Source organism: Mesorhizobium japonicum MAFF 303099 (genome assembly GCF_000009625.1).
Classification (GTDB): domain Bacteria; phylum Pseudomonadota; class Alphaproteobacteria; order Rhizobiales; family Rhizobiaceae; genus Mesorhizobium; species Mesorhizobium japonicum.
In genome coordinates this window covers 1611144-1629149 of sequence record NC_002678.2, presented here as the reverse complement: position 1 = coordinate 1629149, position 18006 = coordinate 1611144, and the positions used below count along the sequence as shown (strand labels likewise).

20 protein-coding genes are annotated in these 18006 nt (G+C 65.4%); 14 read left to right on the top strand and 6 right to left on the bottom strand.

Features of this window, described 5'->3' with window-relative positions; all coding sequences use genetic code 11:
* Window positions 1-31: 31 nt before the first annotated feature.
* Window positions 32-925, bottom strand: a complete 894-nt coding sequence (locus tag MAFF_RS08965) for a LysR family transcriptional regulator (RefSeq protein WP_010910575.1) — start codon at window positions 923-925, stop codon at window positions 32-34.
* Window positions 926-1028: 103 nt separating this feature from the next.
* Between MAFF_RS08965 and MAFF_RS08960 the strand changes: the two genes are divergently transcribed.
* Genes MAFF_RS08960 through MAFF_RS08950 form a run of 3 tightly spaced genes read left to right on the top strand, consistent with a single transcriptional unit; the run spans window position 1029 to window position 2954 of the window.
* Complete coding sequence (locus tag MAFF_RS08960) at window positions 1029-1805, top strand: SDR family oxidoreductase (RefSeq protein WP_010910574.1); 777 nt, start codon at window positions 1029-1031, stop codon at window positions 1803-1805.
* 11 nt (window positions 1806-1816) lie between these two features.
* A complete protein-coding gene (locus MAFF_RS08955; protein WP_010910573.1) occupies window positions 1817-2710 on the top strand; it encodes an SDR family oxidoreductase in 894 nt (297 codons plus the stop codon).
* 31 nt (window positions 2711-2741) lie between these two features.
* Complete coding sequence (locus MAFF_RS08950) at window positions 2742-2954, top strand: tautomerase family protein (protein ID WP_010910572.1); 213 nt, start codon at window positions 2742-2744, stop codon at window positions 2952-2954.
* Between the two features lie 197 nt (window positions 2955-3151).
* On the opposite strand, the gene MAFF_RS08945 is transcribed toward MAFF_RS08950, so the two are convergent.
* The gene (locus MAFF_RS08945) at window positions 3152-4147 is read right to left on the bottom strand and encodes an AraC family transcriptional regulator (RefSeq protein WP_044548153.1); all 996 of its coding nucleotides are present in this window, start codon (window positions 4145-4147) and stop codon (window positions 3152-3154) included.
* A 55-nt stretch (window positions 4148-4202) separates the two neighbouring features.
* Between MAFF_RS08945 and MAFF_RS08940 the strand changes: the two genes are divergently transcribed.
* Entirely contained in the window at window positions 4203-5243 is a 1041-nt protein-coding gene (locus MAFF_RS08940) for an SDR family oxidoreductase (RefSeq protein ID WP_244420749.1), read from the top strand.
* Between the two features lie 14 nt (window positions 5244-5257).
* Here MAFF_RS08940 and gcvA read toward each other — a convergent pair whose 3' ends face one another.
* Entirely contained in the window at window positions 5258-6169 is a 912-nt protein-coding gene (gene gcvA, locus MAFF_RS08935; RefSeq protein ID WP_010910569.1) for a transcriptional regulator GcvA, read from the bottom strand.
* A 210-nt stretch (window positions 6170-6379) separates the two neighbouring features.
* Here gcvA and MAFF_RS37555 point away from each other — a divergent pair, with 210 nt between their 5' ends.
* Together MAFF_RS37555 and MAFF_RS08925 are read left to right on the top strand one after the other, a co-directional pair.
* Window positions 6380-6592: a DUF1127 domain-containing protein gene (locus MAFF_RS37555; RefSeq protein ID WP_010910568.1), complete on the top strand. Its 213-nt coding sequence runs from the start codon at window positions 6380-6382 to the stop codon at window positions 6590-6592.
* A 51-nt stretch (window positions 6593-6643) separates the two neighbouring features.
* On the top strand, window positions 6644-7747 hold the full coding sequence (locus tag MAFF_RS08925; protein ID WP_010910567.1) for a KamA family radical SAM protein: 1104 nt from the start codon (window positions 6644-6646) through the stop codon (window positions 7745-7747).
* A 6-nt stretch (window positions 7748-7753) separates the two neighbouring features.
* On the opposite strand, the gene MAFF_RS08920 is transcribed toward MAFF_RS08925, so the two are convergent.
* The 3 genes from MAFF_RS08920 to MAFF_RS08910 are packed head-to-tail and all read right to left on the bottom strand — an operon-like array spanning window position 7754 to window position 12987.
* On the bottom strand, window positions 7754-8389 hold the full coding sequence (locus MAFF_RS08920) for a 4'-phosphopantetheinyl transferase family protein (RefSeq protein WP_010910566.1): 636 nt from the start codon (window positions 8387-8389) through the stop codon (window positions 7754-7756).
* Between the two features lie 6 nt (window positions 8390-8395).
* Window positions 8396-8851, bottom strand: a complete 456-nt coding sequence (locus MAFF_RS08915) for a GNAT family N-acetyltransferase (protein ID WP_162034349.1) — start codon at window positions 8849-8851, stop codon at window positions 8396-8398.
* The gene (locus MAFF_RS08910; protein ID WP_044548151.1) at window positions 8848-12987 is read right to left on the bottom strand and encodes a Pls/PosA family non-ribosomal peptide synthetase; all 4140 of its coding nucleotides are present in this window, start codon (window positions 12985-12987) and stop codon (window positions 8848-8850) included. The genes MAFF_RS08915 and MAFF_RS08910 overlap by 4 nt, the downstream gene beginning before the upstream one ends.
* A gap of 562 nt (window positions 12988-13549) precedes the next feature.
* On the opposite strand from MAFF_RS08910, the gene MAFF_RS08905 reads away from it, so the two are divergent.
* From MAFF_RS08905 to MAFF_RS39965, 8 genes are all read left to right on the top strand, one after another.
* Entirely contained in the window at window positions 13550-13798 is a 249-nt protein-coding gene (locus tag MAFF_RS08905) for a DUF680 domain-containing protein (RefSeq protein WP_010910563.1), read from the top strand.
* Between the two features lie 53 nt (window positions 13799-13851).
* The gene (locus MAFF_RS08900) at window positions 13852-14073 is read left to right on the top strand and encodes a DUF680 domain-containing protein (RefSeq protein WP_010910562.1); all 222 of its coding nucleotides are present in this window, start codon (window positions 13852-13854) and stop codon (window positions 14071-14073) included.
* Between the two features lie 126 nt (window positions 14074-14199).
* A complete protein-coding gene (locus tag MAFF_RS08895; RefSeq protein ID WP_044548149.1) occupies window positions 14200-15171 on the top strand; it encodes an MBL fold metallo-hydrolase in 972 nt (323 codons plus the stop codon).
* Window positions 15172-15202: 31 nt separating this feature from the next.
* On the top strand, window positions 15203-15682 hold the full coding sequence (locus MAFF_RS08890; protein WP_010910560.1) for a tetratricopeptide repeat protein: 480 nt from the start codon (window positions 15203-15205) through the stop codon (window positions 15680-15682).
* A gap of 261 nt (window positions 15683-15943) precedes the next feature.
* A complete protein-coding gene (locus MAFF_RS08885; protein WP_010910559.1) occupies window positions 15944-16465 on the top strand; it encodes a DoxX family protein in 522 nt (173 codons plus the stop codon).
* Window positions 16466-16585: 120 nt separating this feature from the next.
* Window positions 16586-17200 (top strand): BA14K family protein, encoded by a 615-nt coding sequence (locus MAFF_RS08880; protein ID WP_010910558.1) that lies wholly within the window; start codon window positions 16586-16588, stop codon window positions 17198-17200.
* A 259-nt stretch (window positions 17201-17459) separates the two neighbouring features.
* Complete coding sequence (locus MAFF_RS08875; RefSeq protein ID WP_010910557.1) at window positions 17460-17783, top strand: DUF2934 domain-containing protein; 324 nt, start codon at window positions 17460-17462, stop codon at window positions 17781-17783.
* A 15-nt stretch (window positions 17784-17798) separates the two neighbouring features.
* A complete protein-coding gene (locus MAFF_RS39965) occupies window positions 17799-17948 on the top strand; it encodes a hypothetical protein (protein ID WP_010910556.1) in 150 nt (49 codons plus the stop codon).
* The last annotated feature ends 58 nt before the right edge of the window (window positions 17949-18006 follow it).

Below are 18006 nucleotides of genomic sequence, written 5' to 3'. Positions count from 1 at the left end.
GAGATACCCATGACGAGCAGCGGCTGCATCCCTACAGGTTGGCCTCGGCGAAGATGCGCGCGGCCCAGTCGAGGAAGACGCGCAGGCGCGGCGAGAGCTGGCGGTTCTGCGGGTAGAGCGCCGATAGCGGCGTCGGCGAGGGCGGGTAGTCGGCCAGCACCTCGACCAGCATGCCCTGAGCAAGGTCCTTCTCGAAGCGATAGCGCGGCGCCTGGATGAGGCCGAGGCCGAGCCGCGCCAGATCGGCGGCGGTGTCGGAATTGTTGGCGGCGACGCGGCCCGGCAGCCGGATCTCGCGGGTCTTGCCGTTGACGGTGAATTCGAAGGGCAGCACCTCGCCGGTGCGCGACGAGACGAAGCCAACCGCCTGGTGGCCGTCGAGCGCGTCGGGGGAGGCGGGTGTGCCGTGGCGAGAGAGATAGGCGGGGCTGGCGCAGGTCATCTCGCGGATCATCCCCAGCCGGCGCATGATCATGCCGCTGTCGGGCGGCTCGCCGACGCGGATGACGCAATCGACGCCTTCGCGCACGAGATCGACCAGCCGATCGCTCTGGCCGATCTGCAGGTCGATGCGCGAATAGCGTGCGAGGAATTCCGGGAGGCGCGGCAGCAGGAAGGTGCGGGTGAGCAGCGTGCTGGCGTCGATGCGCAGCAGGCCGAAGGGCTCGGCGTTGCGGAAGGCGGCTTCCGCGTCCTCGATCTCGGCCAGGATCGGCAGGCAGCGCCGGTAATAGGCCTCGCCGTCCTGCGTGGCGTTCACCTGCCGCGTCGTCCGCTCCAGCAGGCGTGCGCCGAGATGTTCCTCGAGCCGGCGGATCGCTTCCGTCGCGGTTGAGCGCGGCAGTCCGAGATCGGCGGCGGCAGCGGTGAAACTGCGCCGCTCCAGCACGCGAACGAAGAGCCGCATCGTGTCCAGGCGATCCATGCTCTTTGTTCGCAGTTTCCGAATAGTGATGTCAAGGCACGGCTGATTATCCGGCGGCTCGCTGCGTCTATATCCGCGTCACCAGCAATTCGGAGAGACTTCCATGACAAACCAGCAGACAAGTACGGGCCAGCAGACAAGCACGGGCAATCCAATCAGAACCGCGATCGTGACCGGCGCCTCCAAGGGCATTGGTGCGGCGATCGCGCAGCGGCTTGCCCGCGACGGTTTGGCCGTCGTCGTCAATTATGCACGGGGCCGCGCCGAGGCCGACGCGGTCCGCGGCGCGATCGAGGCCGGAGGCGGCAAGGCGATCGCCGTGCAGGCCGACATCGCCGATCCCACCGGTATTGCCACCCTTTTCGATGCCGGCGAGAAGGCGTTCGGCGGCGTCGATATCCTTGTCAACAATGCCGGCATCATGAAGCTGTCGCCCATCGCCGGGACCGACGACGCCTCCTTCGACGCGCAGATCGCGGTCAATCTCGGCGGCGTGTTCCGGGGCACGCGCGAGGGCGCGAAACGCCTTCGCGACGGCGGCCGCATCGTCAATTTCTCGAGCAGCGTCGTCGGCCTCTATCAGCCGGGCTACGGCGTCTACGCCGCCACCAAGGCGGCGGTCGAGGCGATGACGCATATCCTGGCGAAGGAGCTTGGCGCGCGCCGCGTCACCGTCAATGCGGTGGCGCCCGGGCCGGTCGAGACCGCGCTGTTCATGGACGGCAAGAGCGCGACGCAGATCGAGGCCATCGGCAAGATGATCCCGCTCGGCCGGCTCGGCCAGCCCGACGACATTGCCGGCGTCGTGTCGTTCCTGGCCGGGCCGGACAGTGGCTGGGTCAACGGACAGATCATCCGCGCCAATGGCGGCGTGATCTGAGGGAGGCCGAGATGAAACGGACAATCCTGATCACCGGCGCCTCCAGCGGTTTTGGCGCGATGACTGCGCGGGCGCTCGCAAGAGCCGGCCACACAGTCTTTGCCTCGATGCGTGATCCCTCGGCACGCGGTGGTGCGGCGGCAGCCGAAATGGAGGCGCTTGCGCGTGACGAGGGCGTGGTGCTCAAGCCCATCGCGCTCGACGTCACCTCCGATGGCTCTGCAGAAGCGGCGATCCGGCGGATCCTCGGCGAAGCCGGCCGGCTCGACGTGCTGATCCACAATGCCGGGCATATGGGGTTCGGGCCGGCCGAGGCGTTTTCGCCCGAACAGCTGACGCAGCTCTATGACGTCAATGTCGTCGGCACGCAGCGCGTCAATCGGGCTGCCCTGCCGCATATGCGGTCTCTCGGCCGGGCGCAGATGATCTGGGTCGGTTCGAGCAGCACGCGCGGCGGCACGCCGCCCTTCCTGGCCCCCTATTTCGCGGCCAAGGCCGGCATGGACGCGCTGGCGCAGAGCTATGCGCTGGAACTCGCCCGCTTCGGCATCGAAACGACGATCGTGGTGCCGGGCGCCTTCACCAAGGGCACGGAGCATTTCCACCACGCGGCGGCACCCGCCGATGCCGAGCGCGCCGGCGCCTATTGGTCCGGTCCCTATGCCGGTGCCGACCAGCAGGCGCTGAAGGGGCTGGCGTCGCTGGAACCGGCGGATGCCGATCCGGCCGAGGTCGCCGAGGCAATCGTCGACCTCGTCGCCATGCCGCATGGCAGCCGCCCGCTGCGCGTTCATATCGATCCCTCCGACGATGGCGCCGCGATCGTCAACGGCGTTGCCGACCGCGTGCGCGCGCAACTCCTGGAGCGGATCGGCCTTGCCGACCTGCTCCATCCCAAAGCCTGAAAACCCAACCCCAACAGAAAAGGAAACCATCATGCCATTCGCCAACATCAAGCTGCCGCAGGCCGCTCTCTCCAAGGCGCAGAAAGAAGACCTCATCCATCGGACCACAGCCATGTTCGTCGACTTTTTCGGCGAAGGCGTGCGGCCCACCACCATGGTGCTGGTCGAGGAGGTCGCCGACGGCGGCTATGGCCGGGCCGACGAAGTGTTCGTCATACCGGAAGCCTATCGCGCCAAGGAGTAGCGCAGGTCCTGGTCGACACCCCTCATATGACGACTGGTGCCGCTGATACCAACGTCCACTCTGTGCGCGGAGCCCTTCAATGCATGTCGGTTCCCTGAAAATCGATGCCCCCTTTTCGGGCGGCATGCATCAGGCCCGAGACAGCTGGACAGTCCCGATCTGGCCACCTGTCTCGGGCCTCCGCCTTCCCTGATTTTTCAAGATACCAGGCTCAGCGACCGCGCTTCGGCGTCACCCGACCGTTCGGCTTTCCCCGCGGTTCGATACCGCTTGGGCGCGGTGCCGGTGGCGCGCTTGAAGGCATTGCTGAAGGCGCTTTCCGAGGTGTAGCCAAGGGAGCGGGCAAGCACCGCCACCGGCGTATCTTCCTCGCGCAAGGCGCGCTCGGCCAGATGCATGCGCCATTGCGTCAGGTAGGTCAGCGGCGCGACGCCGGCGGTTTGCCTGAAATGGAAGGCAAAACTGGTGCGCGACATGGCGGCGGCTCTGGCGAGTTCCTCCAGATGCCAGTCGCGGCCAGGGTCGCCATGCATCAGCCGCAGCGCCGGCGCCAGGCGCGGGTCGGCGAGCGCGCGCAGCCAGCCGGCGGGCATAAGACTCGATGTCTGCAGATGCGCCCGCAATACCTGGATAAACAGCAATTGCGCGAGCTGCGCCGAGGCAAGGCTGGCGCCCGGCTGGCCATCCGCCTGCTCGCGCACCAGCTGGTCAAGGATCCAGCGCAGGATTGTCGCTTGCGGCGACGAGGCGTGGATGTGGATCCATGGCGGCAAGACGTCGGCCAGCAGCCGCCCGCTCGCCTGGTCGAGCAGCACGTGGCCGCCAATATGCGTAAAATCCTTGCCGTCGCCGAGTTGGGCGATCCTGCAACCGGAGAACACCGCCATGGCGTCGAGCGGCGGCACGGACAGGTCGCTGGCGAGGATGAAGGAGCGCCGCGATGCCAAAAGCAGCACGTCTCCAGTTTTCGCATGCACCGGCTCCTCCTCGCCCTCGAGGCGGATCCAGCAACTGCCCTTCACCACGGCGAAGAATTTGATTTTTTCGGGCGCCGGAAAGCGCAGCGCCCATGGCTCGCCGGCGGTGAAGCCGCCTGTAACCATGGTTTGCGCGCTGGTGAATTTGAGGATGTCGGAGAAAGGATCGTCGGTCATTTTCGTACTTTCGCGCAACTTATGCGGATTTTCAAGCATTCACAATCCGATCTGGTGCGCCTAGCTGATGGCCAATGAACATCAGGAGACTGACATGAACGACGAACTGGTGCTGGTGACCGGAGGCTCAGGCTTCATTGCATCGCACTGCATGCTGAAGCTGCTCGACGCCGGTTATCGCCTGCGCACGACGGTGCGTTCGCTCGAGCGCGAAGCCGAGGTGCGCGCGATGCTCAGGGAAGGCGGCGCCGAGCCCGGCGATCGGCTGTCCTTCGTCGCCGCCGACCTGACCGCGGACGCCGGCTGGGCGGAGGCGGTCGCCGGCTGCGCCTATGTCATGCATGGCGCATCGCCGACGCCGTCCGGCAGCCAGACGCGCGAGGAGGATTGGGTGAGGCCCGCCGTCGACGGCGTGCTGCGGGTGCTCAAGGCCGCGCGCGATGCCGGCATAAAACGCGTGGTGCTGACTTCGGCCATCGGTGCTGTCGCTATGGGGCATGCGCCGCAGACACGGCCGTTCAACGAGACCGACTGGTCCGACCTCAGCGGTGCCGTCGCGCCCTACCAGAGATCGAAGACGCTGTCGGAGCGCGCCGCCTGGGATTTCATCGCTCGCGAGGGCGGCGGCCTCGAACTCTCCGTCGTCAATCCGGTCGCCGTGCTCGGCCCGGTGCTCGCCGCTGATTTCTCGCATTCGATCGGGCTGATCAAGCGGCTGATGGACGGCATGCCCGGTTGTCCCCGGGTCAACTCAGGCTATGTCGACGTGCGCGACCTGGCCGATCTGCATCTGCTGGCGATGACCAGTCCTGCGGCCAAGGGCGAGCGCTTCATCGGTATTTCGGGCCACAGCCTGTGGATGGCGGATGTTGCGAAAGTGCTGCGGCGCAGGATGGGCGCGGCAGCAGCCAAGGTGCCGACCAGGGAGATTCCCAATTGGATGATCCGCCTGCTGGCGCTGCGTGGCGATCCGACGACGAAGATGCTGGCCAGGCATCTCGGCGTGATGATGGACGCCACCAGCGAAAAGGCGACGCGTCTGCTTGGCTGGACGCCGCGCCCGGCCGAGGAGGCTATCGTCGCCACGGCCGAGAGTTTGTTGCGGCTGGGGTTGGTGGGTGGGTCAAAAGCGTAGGCGGGTGGTTCGCCTCAATCCCTCCGAGACATCCCGACCCAGTCAGCCGCCACCTCGGCAAACAGCCAGTCACGGAACGCCCTGATCTTCTTCTGCCGCAACGCGCCGTCGGGATAGACGAGGTAGTAGCTGGCCGCCGATTTCAGCGCGAGGTCGAAGGGCCGCACCAGCCGTCCCGCCGCGAGGTCGGCGGAGACCAGCGCGCTGCGGCCGAGCAGCACGCCTTCGCCATGCACGGCGGCCTCGACCGCGAAGGTGGCGGAATCGAAGCGCACACCGCGCTTGGGGTCGATGCCATCGACGCCGGCCTGTTGCAGCCATGTCGCCCAGTCGATGCGAAAGGCGTCATGGATCAATTTGTGGTGCCTGAGATCCCCGGGCAGGCGCAGCGGATGTTCACCTTGCAGCAGTTCCGGGCTGCAGACCGGGAAGACCTCCTCGTCAGCGAGAAATTCCGCCGTCACGCCGGTGTAGCCGCCCTTGCCATAGCGGATGGCGATGTCGATGCCGTCGCTGACGAAATCGGCCAGCACACCCGAGGTCGCCAGTCGCACGTCGATATCGGCATTGGCGCGGTGGAAGCGATGCAGCCTCGGCACCAGCCAGCGGCCGGCGAAGCCGTCCGACGTCGAGACGTTCAGGATGCGCGTCGAGCGGTCGGGCGTGGCGGCGATGGTGGCGGCGGCGATCTGGTCGAGCGCCTTGCCGACCTCGACCGCATAGGCCGCGCCGACGGCGGTCAGGCGCACGGATCGCGTTCCCCGATCGAAAAGCTGGATGCCGAGCCTGTCTTCGATGTTGCGGATGGCGCGGCTGACCGCGCCATGGGTAAGGTTGAGCTCGTCCGCCGCCCTGGAGAAGCTCAGATGCCTTGCGGCGGCGTCGAAAGCGGGCAGGGCGGTGAGGGGCGGCAATCTTCGCGGCATGATCTCGACCTGTGAGCATTGCTCACAAATCCTGCACAAAGAGTGGTTTGTCGTCCAGCCCAGAAATGCCCAATATCAGGGCGTACCGGCGCGCAGACATCAAGTTTCCTTCCGTCGAAGCGCCTGATGACCTGACATAGTGTGAGCAATCGTCATGCTCGCCCGATGGGCGGCACCGGCACGCTTGCGCCCAGCGAATAGGAGACTGACATGACCTTGACCCTTGGACCCATTGGCGCCGCGATGAGCGGCCTTGCCATACGCAGCACGGCGGCATTTGAGCGTCGCCGCGCGTTGCGCCGGATTTCGCGGTTTTCCGACCGCCGCCTGAAGGACATTGGCCTGGAGGGTGAGGTTTGGCTGCTTGGCAGGGCCGGTGCTCTACGGGCGCGGCTTGCGCCGTTGGCTTCCAGTGACGGTTGACCGCGTCGTCCATCCGGTCGATAGGTCCGCGCGACCACTCCGAGACCTGCCATGACCGACCTCAAAGATGCAACCCGCGCCGCCCCCGACACCACCTGGCAGGACGATGTCCGCCAGGGCGTGCGGCATGTGCGCGATCTCGACCGCCTGCCGCTGTCGCCGGTCGAGCGCGCCGCCGCCCAAGCTGCTGCCGCGCACCACAAGGTGCGTGCGCCAAAAGCCTATCTCGACCTGATCGACTGGAACGACCCGGCCGATCCGATCCGCGCGCAGGTCATCCCGTCGCCGGACGAATTGGAGGAGGCGGAGGGCGAGCTGGGCGATCCGATCGCCGACCATGACTTCAGCCCGGTGCCGCGACTGACGCATCGCCATACCGACCGGGTGCTGCTGTTCCCGACCTATCAATGCGCGGTCTATTGCCGGTTCTGCTTCCGCAAGGAATCGCTGACCTCGATCGGCCGCGGCTATACGCGCGAGGCGCTCGAGCCGGCGCTGGCCTATATCGCGGATCATCCTGAGATCCGCGAGGTGATCCTGACCGGCGGCGACCCGCTCTCGCTGCCCGACAAGGCGCTGGCCGAAATCGTCGCGCGCATCGAGGCGATCCCGCATGTGCGGCTGCTGCGCATCCACACCCGCGTGCCAGTCGCGCTGCCGTCGCGCATCACATCCGGGCTGGTCGCCGCGCTGCAGGGCCGGCTGATGGTGACCGTCGTCACGCATTTCAACCACGCGCGGGAGATCACGCCCGCGACCGAGGTGGCGTGCCGCACCATGCGGCAGGCGGGCTTCGTGCTGCTCAACCAGAGCGTTCTGCTCAAGGGCGTCAACGATACGGTCGAGGTATTGGAGGAGCTCTGCCGCGAGCTGATGTACCGGCTGGGAGTAAAACCCTATTACCTGCACCACGGCGACCTCGCGCGCGGCATGGCGCATCGGCGCACCACGATCGCGCAAGGCCAGGCGCTGGTGGAAGCGCTGAGGGCGCGCCTGTCCGGCATCTGCAATCCCGTCTATGTGCTCGACTTGCCGGAAGGCGGCGGCAAGGTGCCGCTCGGGCCGTGTCCTATCGAGGGCCGCGAAGGGGACACCTGGCGGATACGCGGCCAGGACGGCGCGATGAGGACCTATCGGGAGATTGTGGGCGAATAGGCTGCGCTATTTGCCGACAAACGCCAACACGACCACACGCGGGGCGATGCAGTAGGCGAGGCTGACCTTGCGGCCGGTCTTCGTCGTCGCGCGGCCGGCATCGAGGTCCACGGCGATGTCCTCGTAGCCCAGCACCTCGCGATCGAGCGGGTAGGCCGCCTTGTAGACCGCCTCCTTGGCGGCAAACAGGATGCGGCCGGCTAGCCGCGGGTCCGCCGCGCCGGTGCGATCCGCGCCGGTTGCAACGATCGCGAAAATGTCGTCCGGCAAGGGTTCGGCGGGCTCGACGTCAATGCCGAGAGAGACGATACCGCCGACAGGCGCGACCGCCGCCACGGCCATGTCGTCGTCATGGGCGAGCGAGCCAACTATCCCGTTCGGCCAGAGCGGGGCGCCGGATGGGGCGCGCGGAATGGCGAGGTCGCTGATGCCGGTATCGGCCAGCAGCCGGTGCGCGACCCAGCGGGCGGCACCGCTGGCGCGGCGCATGGCCGGCTGGCGCGCAGGGATGGAACGCGCTTCCTCGGGCAGCAGGTGGGCCTCGTCCGCGTCGCCTATCACCCGGCATCCGGTCCGGACACCTTGCGGCGCGATTGCCGCCATCGCCTCGGTCAACGCGGCTTCAGGGGAGGGTGGCCGCATTGACGATCATCCTCTAGGCAGGACGAGGTCGGCGATCATTTCCCCATCCTCGTCGAGCCCTTCTTCCACGAAACCGGCGGTGCGATAGAGCTGGCGTGCCGCTTCATTCTGCGGTTCGTAGCAGATCGAGACGTGCCTGACGTGACCGAGCCCGCCGATCTCGTGCAGCACCTCGCGCAACGCGGCCTTGCCGTAGCCTCTGCCCTGCCAGGCGCGGTCGATCATGAAGCGGTAGATGCGCGCCTCGTCGTCATCATCCGGCGCGTCGTACATGAGGAAACCGACGATACGATCCCCGGCCATGATGACACGTGGCCGCGCGTCCTCGTCGGATTGCGCCTCCTCCAGCGAGGCTTCATTGCCAGCGACAAAATCCATTTGCTCCGGCGCCAGTTCCAGCGACGCGACCAAGGCCCGATTGGCCTTGGTCACAGGGGCGAGGCGGATTTCTCCGGCCTTCAAGCCGACGCCTTGGCACCGTCGTCCGTGACCGGGATCACGAAGCGATGCAGCTTGGCCGGGTTGCCGCGCCAGATGGAGTGGGGTTCCAGCTCCTCGCCCTTCATGACGAAGGAATCTGTGTCTGCCACCGATCCTTCGCCCATCACGACGCCGTAGTGGACAAAGGCGGACGGTCCGAGCGTGCAGCCCTTGCCGATGCGGATATAGTCGGACTTGAACGCGCCTTCCTCCAGCGAGTGAGCCTGGATGACGCAGCCTTCGTTGAGCGTGACATCGTCGCCGATCTCGACCAGCGAGCGCTCGGTCAGGTTAGCTCCGCCATCATAGACGCGGCTGCCGACCTTGACGCCTAGCATGCGCAGGATCATCGGCCGGAACGGCGTGCCGGCAAACAGGCGCACGATCGGCGAATCGGCAAGCTTCCAATGGCGTTCGTGGCGCCAGAACGCGACGTCGTAGATCGTCGTCATCTGCGGCTTCAGCCGGCCGAAGCCAAGGCTGGCCCGTTCGACCAGGATGTAGAACGGAATGGTGATCGCCGAGGTCAGGAGCACGGCGACGAACAGCGCCACCTCAGCCCATTCGGTGTAGTAGTTCAGCGCGCGATCCCAGATCGCCAGCGTTGCGAACAGCATCGCCCATTGCGTGGCCAGGAACAGAAGGATCGTCACCAGATTGTGGCGGTTCTTGTTCGGGATGCGCTGGCGTCGGTCCGCCTCGTCGACCCCGGCGATGAGTTCCTTGTCGCGGTTGACCATGCGGGGGATTTCAAAGGCAGGCGAACCCAGGAGCCCGACATTCTCGCGCACCGGCCCATCGATGGGGATCATCACCTTGGTGCCGAGCAGGACGTTGTCGCCCGTGCGTCCATCCGGCGGATAATAGATGTTGTTGCCGAGATAGTTGCGCTCGCCGATGCGCGTCCGCTCGAGCCGGAACGCCGAGGCGGATTTGTGCATGTTGATCATGAACAGGCCGTCCGACACCATGGTCTCGGTGCCGATCTCGCACAGAAGCGGGTTTTCGTGCTGCTGGTTGGAGCCGAAATTGGAGCCGGTCTGCACCACCTTGTTGAGGTTCCAGCCGATGGCGCGCATGTAATGCACGATCGCCGAGCTGTCGCCGAACAGCAGCCCCAGCACGCGCGAGTTGCTGGTGAATTCGGCGACGGTCTGCAGCCAGTAGCGGAAACCGTAAAGCGTGTAGGTGCGGCCTGGCTTCAGAACCAGGTTTGTCAAGCGGGGCACCAGCGTCGCCACGAGAAAGGCCACGGCGATATAGCCAAAGAGCGTGACCGTGGTGCCGACCGCGACAAGGCCGATCGTCTCCTGGTAGTCGTCGCCGACGCTTTCCCAATAGCTCTGGAACAGGAATGGCAGTGGGGTGACGATGGCAAACAGCACCACCAGCTGAACGGCCTCATAGAGGAAGCGGCGGACCTGGTAAGGATTTACATTGCGCACCTTGCAATAGTCCGCCGTGGTCGGCACGGCCGGTGACCCATGCCAGTGTTCGCCGTCCGGGATGCTTTGCCCGCGCTGCAGCGAGGACGAATGGCCGAGCTGGCCGCCGTCGCCAATAGAGGTGTCGATGTCGAGCGTGGAGCCCACGCCGATGAAGGCATCGCGGCCGATGGTCAGCGGTCCGGTGTGGATATAGCCTGACTGCGCCCGATAGCCGAGGATCATCGATTCCTTGCGCAGGATGGTGTTGGCGCCAATCGAGATCAGATCCGTGCAGACCGGTACGGATTTGGATTCGATGACGGCGTTGTGTCCGAGTTTGGTGCCGAGAAGCTGCAGATAGAGGCTGTAGAGCGGGCTGCCGCGGAACAGCACGACGGGGGCGGTGCGGATCAAGGTCTTGACCACCCAGAAGCGATAGTAGCGCAGGCCCCATATGGGGAAGGTTTCGGCCTTCCAGCGGCCGACGAGCACCCATTTCGCCAGGACGGCAAAGCCCGTCATGCCGAAGAACACGCCGGACGAGAGCGCCACGCATCTGATATAGAGCTGCAGCGGATCGTCGAGCGCTTCATACATCCAGTTGAGGCCGATGTTGATCGCCCACAGGCCGACATAGCTGTAGACCCCGTAGAACAGCAACTGCGCCATTCCGCAGGTCCAGTAGGCAAAATTCGACGCCCGGCGGGTGAGAACAGGCTCGTTGGTGGCGGCCGTCATATCTTCCGAGACGCTGAGGTGCTTGGCCAGGCGCGCCACCGTCGGATGGAGATAGATGTCGCGCATGGACGTCGTCGCCCATTCCTTGCGGGTGCGCACACGCGCGCAGAAATGCGCCATCAGCAGCGAGTTGGCGCCGAGATCGTCGAAGAAATTGTCCTCGACCGACACCTCGTCGAATTTCAGCACCGCGCCCAGCGCCTCGGCCAGGAAGCGCTCGTCGTCATTGCCGGGCGCTACCATCGCCCGGTCGGCGGAAAGCCGCACGCTTGTCGGCTTCGGCAGCTGGCGAAGGTCCACCTTGTTGGAGACCGTCATCGGGATCGCGGGCAGTTCCTCCAGATAGGAGGGCACCATGTAATCCGGCAGGCGCCGCTTCATCGTCTGGGCGAGATCGGCGCGCGAGAGCGCCGGCTGTCCGGCCTTGGGCGCGTAATAGGCGACGAGTTCGACGCGGCCGGGCTCGATCTCCCAGGTGGTGACGGCAGCCTGTGCGATCTCCGGCTGGTCCAGCAGCACCGCCTCGATCTCACCGAGCTCGATACGATAGCCGCGGATCTTCACCTGGGTGTCGATGCGCCCGGCATATTCGATCTCGCCATCGCCGTTGATCCGGCCAAGGTCGCCGGTGCGGTAGATGCGCTGCGACGGGTTGTTCGGCAGGCCGATGAAATCGGCGATGAACTTCTGTTCCGTCAGGTCTTGCCTGTTCAGGTAACCGACGGCGAGCCCGATGCCGGCAATGCCGATCTCGCCCAGTTCACTGGGCTCGGCCAGTTCCGGCAGCGACGGATCGAGAATGACGATGGAATAGGTGGGCAGCGGCACGCCGATGGTGACCGGCTTGTCCGGCGTCAGCGCGCCCATCGTTGCCGTGACGGTCGCCTCGGTCGGGCCATAGGTGTTGAGGATCTGCCGCCCCGGCTTCGACCAGCGCACCACCAGATTGTGCGGGCAGGCCTCGCCGCCGACCAGGAGTGTGCGCAGGCTGGGCACATCCGATGTCATGGACGACAGAAGCGTCGGGCTGCAGGCCATGCAGGTGATTTCATGGTGGCGCAGGAAATCCGCCAGCTCCTCGCCAACGAGCGGCATCTGGCCGGGCGCGGGCACCACGGTCGCGCCGGCGACGAACGGCACCCAAATCTCCTCGGAGGAAAAGTCGAAGGCAATCGTCATGCCCTGGTAGACGCGATCGCCCGGCCTGTAGCCGTAGGACGCGGCGGCGACACGGATGAAGTTGACGAAGCTCTGGTGCCGGATGGCCACGCCCTTCGGCCTGCCGGTCGTGCCCGACGTGTACAGGATGTAGCAAATGTCTTCCGCCGGCGCCTCTTGCGGCTTCAGCGGCGCGCCGGACTGTTTGGAGATCTCGGCGGCGGCGCTGTCGATCAGCACATGGGGAACCGGCAGCTGGTCGGCCCGCGACGCATAGGTGGCGATGGTGACGATCAGGCTGACGCCGGCGTCTTCGATGATCAGCGCCATGCGCTCTTGCGGAAAGGCGGTGGCCAGCGGCACGAAGGCGGCGCCCGCCTTCACCACGGCGAGCAAGGCGATATAGGTCTCCGCCGAGCGGTCGAGAATGAGCCCGACCCGGTGGCCAGGCCGCACGCCGCGCTTGATCAGCACACGGGCGAACTGGTTGGCGCGGCGGTCCAGCTCCTGATACGTCCAGGCACGTCCGTCGGAGATCACCGCCGGCAAGGTGGCGAATGTTTGAGCGAGCTCTTCGAAGACCGCGTCGAGCCGCTCGTAGGGCTGGCCTGCCCGCGCGAAATCGGCGCCCAACAGGATCTGGCTGCGAGCAGCCGATGCCGAATCGTGAGCGAGCCTAGCTAGCGCATCGACGCTTGCCAGCCCGTTTTGGGCCAGCCCAGTCTCGGGTGAATTGCCCTGGCTTGCCGCGTCCCTGTCCAGGCCGACGATATCGACACCGTAATCCATTTCCATACTTTCTCGTCCTGGCCGCGTATCGCCCGGCTGTTCATGTCGCCGTTCGAGCAGGCATTTTCGGCTGTGCCGCCGCTGCAATTTGACCCTTGTCGATGGCGGACCGAAGCTTCGGAAAAGGAAGTCCACGCAGTCCCCCGCAGGATGGTTATGCCATCCGATCTTTTCGCCAGTTTTTCCGAATTGTTGAAACTTGTTTCTGAATTGTGTCTGAGCGGCTGGAGAGCCGCGCAAAGCCGGTTCCTCGCCCCCGTTAAAGGCGGGGGAGAGGTGGCCGCGAAGCGGTCGGAGAGGGGGCCTTCGTAAAGCGCGACCTCTCTAGGAACATAAGCTGGCACAGGTCTGCGCCATCGCCCGCTCCGTCTCGGCTTCGCCGAGCCACTCTCCCCCACATTCGTGGGGGCGAGGAACCAAAGTTCTGCCTGGCCGCGACCCCTTGAACCCGCCCCTTCCAAAAAAAGCTCACCACCCTCGGGAATAAAGCACCGCCTTGCCGGGTCTTCCCTTCAGCGGGGCCAAACCGGCCCGCGACGCGAAGAAACGAAACAAGGATTTACCTGAAATGACCAAGCTCGCTCTCAGCGTGGCTGCGATGTTGCTTGCCTCGAGTGCCGCCTTTGCCGGCAGCGACCATTTCGGCGGCGACAATGTCAACCAGCCTGTCGCTTCCGTCGACACCAATGCCACCGCCTCGATCCCCCACACCGCGCACCCGGCCGGCGTCGACACCGAGGTGACGACCGGGCCGAGCCAAGGGTCGGTCCAGGACATCATCAACCGGCACAACGAGGACAGTCTCTGGGGCCGCTGAGCGCCCCCGACCTTCGAACGCCTTCTCAAACCTCACAAACAGGACGCATCGACATGAAAACCCTCGCTCTCACCGCCGCCGCCATCCTCGTGGCCACCACCGGCGCCTTTGCCGGCAGCGACCATTTTGACGACCGCACCGCCAACCAGACGGCCGCCACGGTCGACAACACCCACACCGCCTCGATCCGCAAGGCCGACATGGTCCGGCACGGTGTCCGGGCGACAACGAAATCTGAGGCGGACGAACCAGGCCAGGGCATCTGGGGCAACTGAGTTCAGGGGTGGGACAGCCTCGAGGTCCCGTCCCGGTCCGCGATCAGGACGGGGGGCCATGTGGCGTGGCCCTCCGTCGCTCCTACCGCGATTTTTTGCCGCCACCGCAACCCACAGGAGACCACAATGTTCAGCATGACACGCCGCACAGTGCTTCAATCCGCCGCCGCAGCTGCCGCTTTCGGCCTTGCCGGCAAACTCGAATTCACCCGCCCTGCTTTCGCCGAAACACCGGTCGAGCCGACCGTCGGCTTCTACAAATACACGGTCGGCGACATCGAGGTCACCGCCATCTATGACGGCATCTGGAAGAAGCCGCACGACCCGGCCTTCATCAAGGATGTCTCGGTCGAAGACACCAAGGCGGCCCTCGCCAAGGCGGGGCTGACCACCGACTTCATGCCCATCCCGCTCACCGTCGTCGTGCTCAAGATGGGCGGCAAGCTGATCATGATGGATGCGGGCTCGGGCGTCGGCCAGTGGCAGGCCAATGCCACGCATCTGCCGGCCAACATGGCCGCCGCCGGCATCGACTATAAGGCGATCGACACAATCATGATCTCGCATTTCCACCCCGACCATGTCTGGGGCCTGATGGAAAAGGGCACCAACACGCCGGTGTTCCCCAATGCCGAGCTGATCGTCAACGCCACCGAATACAATTGGTGGACAGACCCGAGCCGGCTGGCCAAGCTGCCCGAGGGCCGCAAGCCGGCGGGCAAGCGGATCGCCGAGAACTTCCCGAAATGGAAGAACTGGAAGCTGGTCGAGGACGGCGCGGAAGTGGCGCCCGGCATCCAGATTGTCGCGGCGCCCGGCCACACGCCCGGCCACTCGGTGTATCTCGCCAATTCCGGCAAGGAGCAGCTGATGATCTCGGCCGACACCATGTATGTGCCGGCGCTGCTGGCGCCGCACCCGGAATGGCAGGGCAGCTACGACCAGGATGGGCCGACCGCGATTGCCACGCGCCACAAGATCATCGACCGGGTGATCGCGGACAACATCCGCATTTCCGGGTCGCATTTCCCGTTCCCCGGCACCGGCGTCTTCGTGAAAGACGGCAATGCCTATGGCTTCTCTCCCGTTCAGATTTGAACGGGTAACTCAGACCTAAGCGAGAAAGACAATGAAACAGCTTCTTTTGGGCAGAAACGCCCTGTTCGGCCTGCTCGGTGCGATTGCCGTGCTGACCGTCGTTCCCGTTGCAACGATCATGCCGGCCTATGCGGTGGATGATATAGAGGGCGCCGACGCACCCGACCTCACCGCCGTCCAGGCCAAGATCGCCGCCAAGGATTACAAGGGCGCGCTGGCCGAACTGCGCGATCTCGCACAGGACAACCAGCAGGCCGACGTCTATAATCTGCTCGGCTTCACGCTGCGCAAGACCGGCGACGTCACCACCGCGCTGACCTATTACAACAAGGCGCTGGAGCTGAAGCCCGACCACAAGGCGGCCCGCGAATATCTGGGCGAGCTCTATGTCGAGACCGGCGACATGAACAAGGCCAAGGAGCAGCTGGCCTCGCTGCAGAAACTCTGCCCCGCCGGCTGCGAGGAGCTTTCCGACCTGCAGAAGGCCATCGACACCAAGGTGACGCAGTAAAGCCGCGCCCCAATTCCTCTCCCTCCGCAAAGCGGGGGAGAGGTGGCTCGGCGAAGCCGAGACGGAGTGGGGGCTGGCGCTAACCCATCCTCCACCACCACCATCACCAGTTTGGGCGCTCGTGGCTGGCGCCCATTGCCGGAGCCGGCGCCTCTCCCTCGAGCCGGCTCCGGCCTTTTCGAACTCACAGCCGTCAGGCGCCGTTTTCGCGCGCCCCACGGCTGGCGGCGCTTGCCTGTGCTCAAAAATTGGAGGCTGACCATGACACCGAACGAAATCGCCGCGAAGCTTTCCGGCCTCGCCACGAAATACCACATCAGGGACGTCACCCTGCTTGCCGGCCGCCTGCTCATGTCCTTCATCTTCCTGCATGAGGGCGTGACGCTGGCCACCCATTTCGACGGCGCCGCCAGGGCGATGGCAGCACTTGGCGTCGGGCTGCCGCTGTTCGTCGCCACCATCGCGCTGCAATTGGGGGCAGGGCTCTCGGTGGCATCAGGTCTGCTGACGCGGTTGGGCGGCATCGGGCTCGGCCTGTTCTGCCTGGCCACGGCCTTGCTGTTCCACACCAACTTCGCCAGCCAGAACGAGCTGCTGCATTTCGAAAAGGACCTGGCCATATCAGGCGGCATGTTCGTGCTGGCCGCCGTCGGCGCCGGCCGGTTCTCGCTGGACTGGCTGCTGGCCGGGTATCTGCAAAAGCGCCAGCGCGACAAGGAAATGGCCAGGGCATTGCTGGCCGTGGAGAACCAGTTTTCGGTGGATGTGCAACTGCCGGTTTGAGCAGCAAGGCCTGCCGCCTCGCGCATCCGCATGCCGCTCCAGTGCTGACCGTGCAATACGCTCGCTCGCCGGAACCAGTCCCGGTGCTCCGCATTCTATTAGCGGGGACGCAAGGAGTGTGTGATGAAAGCGGTTCTGGCACTGGTCGCAGGCTTCGTCCTCACCCTTGCGGTCTTTGCCAGCGGGCTGGCTTTCGCCGCCTGGCTGATACTGGCCAAGCCGGTGCATCAGTCCAGGCCCGCCGACAGTGTCTCGCAGCTGTGGACCAAGGACGCACAGCCCGTGGACAAGGCCGCGCCGGGCCTGGAGCGCGTGGCCGCCGCGCAGGCCCCGGCACCCGACGCCGCCGCCAGGGTGCAGTCCGTCGACCCGACCAAGACAGGCGCGGTGGCGCCCGATGCGGACGAGCAGCAGGCCAGGCTGCCGGCTGCTCATGTCAGCTGGTGCGCGGACCGCTACCGCTCCTACAATCCAGACGACAACAGCTACATGTCCTACAGCGGACAGCAGCGCCCCTGCGTCTCGCCCTATCTCGAAACCAGTGCCGACGCCGGCCAGGCCGCGCAGCAGCCCGACGTAGTCAGCTATGTCGAGGGCGGCGCGGCGCCGCTGGTTGCGACAGCGGACCTTTCGGACGACCACGTCCAATCCTGCTTCAGCCGCTACCGCTCCTACCGTCCCGAGGACAACAGCTACCAGCCATACTCCGGTGGACCGAGGCGCCAGTGCGAATAGGCGCCGCGCGCCGCTTGCCAATGGAGGATTGGCGAAATGCGAGGTTACAGCCAATCTCCCCCTTGTGAGGGTTGAGAAGTGGTCCGCGTAGCGGACGGAAAGCCAATTGCTTGGCTTTCCGAACGACAACGCCCGGCAGGGCAGAGGGGGCGTCGTAGGGCGCAAACCTTGCCGTTTCACCCATCCCTCCGATCACGCAAATTTTTTGGATCATTCGCGCAAGCCCGGCGTTCATCCCTGACACGAAGGAGGAACGACAATGGGCGACGACCGGCACGAGAAGATCCAGAAACGCGCATACCAGATCTGGGAGCGTGAAGGCGGCGGCGATCCCGAGCATCATTGGCACCGGGCCGAGGCCGAGATCGACAGGGAAGCAGCCCTGCCGCTGACGGCCGACGACGCGCTGCCGCAGACGCGTGAGATCGCCAGCACCGACGTGCTGGAGGTCGAGGAACTGGCCATCCGCACCGGCATTTCGGGCGACGAGGCGCAAGCGCTGCTCGACCGCCTGGGCACCGACCGCGCGGCGGTGGAGCAGGCAGCACGCAGCCTCAAGGCCAGGAAGGGCGCCAAATCCTGATCAGGGGAGAGCGAGATGATCCGCAAACTCAAGGACGGCAAATACCGGCTTTATTCCCGCAAGAAGGACGAGAAGACCGGGAAAAGACGGAATCTGGGGACGTTTGACACGCGCGAGGCGGCGGAGAAACATGAGAAGGAGGTGCAGTATTTTAAGCGCCATTGAGGGGGCTGTTCGGTGCGTACCTCTGGTGACCGCGATAGCGATACGCCGCAAGCTTGCG

Coding starts and splice junctions, on each gene's coding strand:
- MAFF_RS08965 (WP_010910575.1), bottom strand. CDS start 925: ATGGATCGCCTGGACACGATGCGGCTCTTCGTTCGCGTGCTGGAGCGG.
- MAFF_RS08960 (WP_010910574.1), top strand. CDS start 1,029: ATGACAAACCAGCAGACAAGTACGGGCCAGCAGACAAGCACGGGCAAT.
- MAFF_RS08955 (WP_010910573.1), top strand. CDS start 1,817: ATGAAACGGACAATCCTGATCACCGGCGCCTCCAGCGGTTTTGGCGCG.
- MAFF_RS08950 (WP_010910572.1), top strand. CDS start 2,742: ATGCCATTCGCCAACATCAAGCTGCCGCAGGCCGCTCTCTCCAAGGCG.
- MAFF_RS08945 (WP_044548153.1), bottom strand. CDS start 4,147: ATGCTTGAAAATCCGCATAAGTTGCGCGAAAGTACGAAAATGACCGAC.
- MAFF_RS08940 (WP_244420749.1), top strand. CDS start 4,203: ATGAACGACGAACTGGTGCTGGTGACCGGAGGCTCAGGCTTCATTGCA.
- gcvA (WP_010910569.1), bottom strand. CDS start 6,169: ATGCCGCGAAGATTGCCGCCCCTCACCGCCCTGCCCGCTTTCGACGCC.
- MAFF_RS37555 (WP_010910568.1), top strand. CDS start 6,380: ATGACCTTGACCCTTGGACCCATTGGCGCCGCGATGAGCGGCCTTGCC.
- MAFF_RS08925 (WP_010910567.1), top strand. CDS start 6,644: ATGACCGACCTCAAAGATGCAACCCGCGCCGCCCCCGACACCACCTGG.
- MAFF_RS08920 (WP_010910566.1), bottom strand. CDS start 8,389: ATGCGGCCACCCTCCCCTGAAGCCGCGTTGACCGAGGCGATGGCGGCA.
- MAFF_RS08910 (WP_044548151.1), bottom strand. CDS start 12,987: ATGGAAATGGATTACGGTGTCGATATCGTCGGCCTGGACAGGGACGCG.
- MAFF_RS08905 (WP_010910563.1), top strand. CDS start 13,550: ATGACCAAGCTCGCTCTCAGCGTGGCTGCGATGTTGCTTGCCTCGAGT.
- MAFF_RS08900 (WP_010910562.1), top strand. CDS start 13,852: ATGAAAACCCTCGCTCTCACCGCCGCCGCCATCCTCGTGGCCACCACC.
- MAFF_RS08895 (WP_044548149.1), top strand. CDS start 14,200: ATGTTCAGCATGACACGCCGCACAGTGCTTCAATCCGCCGCCGCAGCT.
- MAFF_RS08890 (WP_010910560.1), top strand. CDS start 15,203: ATGAAACAGCTTCTTTTGGGCAGAAACGCCCTGTTCGGCCTGCTCGGT.
- MAFF_RS08885 (WP_010910559.1), top strand. CDS start 15,944: ATGACACCGAACGAAATCGCCGCGAAGCTTTCCGGCCTCGCCACGAAA.
- MAFF_RS08875 (WP_010910557.1), top strand. CDS start 17,460: ATGGGCGACGACCGGCACGAGAAGATCCAGAAACGCGCATACCAGATC.
- MAFF_RS39965 (WP_010910556.1), top strand. CDS start 17,799: ATGATCCGCAAACTCAAGGACGGCAAATACCGGCTTTATTCCCGCAAG.